Here is a 764-nt window from a genome sequence, read left to right as displayed (position 1 = left end):
GGGATTATAGAAGAAACAGCCCGAAAAAATGATCAGTCAATTAAAGATATAGAAACAAATAACATAATTGAGGAGAAATCTCCAATTAGAAATGCTTGGCACGATGCGGCAGACATTATAGTTGGCACGTTTGAAACAGCGAAAAAGATGTGGGAAGCTATTCAAAGAGGCTCAGGTAACTGTAAGAAGGCAGAGTTATCATGATAAAAATGATAATATTATAGAACTTGTTAATAAAATGAAGAATGAGGGAAATTCAATTGAAGAAATTGCAAGAGCGGTAAATAATCAAAGAAATCAGAATCGATTAAATGATTATATAGATGATCCAAAAGGGCTAGAGCGTGTAATGGCTAGAAATGAGGTTAAATATGGTAATCCACATGGTCCAACGGCAGATTCTTCATTTAATAAGTATGGTTCATGGGAAAAAGTGATCGAAAAGTCAATGAGTGCAAACCCAGGAATGGACGCATGTTGTGGTTTATATGATAAATATTATCATTTATATAGAATCGGGAGTAAGTAATAATTTATTGTATGGTTAAAAATGATAATCTAGTAATTTATACTACTTGGGAAGGTGTGCAAGAATGAATGACACTAAAATAAATATTATTTATGAAGACTTTGATAAAGATAACATAATTATTTTTTTTGAAAAAAAAGGAAGAAACATGTGCCTTACTTTTGGATTATATGAGTTTGAAAATGAGATGGAGTATTGGGATATGCCAACTAAATTAAAAAAATATAATGGAAAA

At 30.9% G+C, this 764-nt stretch carries 1 protein-coding gene and 1 pseudogene; both read left to right on the top strand.

All coding sequences use genetic code 11. The features are described from left to right. Window positions 1-177: pseudogene (locus DN394_RS29690) on the top strand (T7SS effector LXG polymorphic toxin); the annotation flags it as partial. A 61-nt stretch (window positions 178-238) separates the two neighbouring features. Beyond that, window positions 239-529 (top strand): hypothetical protein, encoded by a 291-nt coding sequence (locus tag DN394_RS29685; protein ID WP_000786998.1) that lies wholly within the window; start codon window positions 239-241, stop codon window positions 527-529. Window positions 530-764 lie beyond the last annotated feature (235 nt).

Source organism: Bacillus sp. BB081 (assembly GCF_008368895.1).
Taxonomy (GTDB): domain Bacteria; phylum Bacillota; class Bacilli; order Bacillales; family Bacillaceae_G; genus Bacillus_A; species Bacillus_A wiedmannii.
Note: the sequence above shows the minus strand (reverse complement) of the source record. Positions and strands in the feature narration are given on the sequence as shown.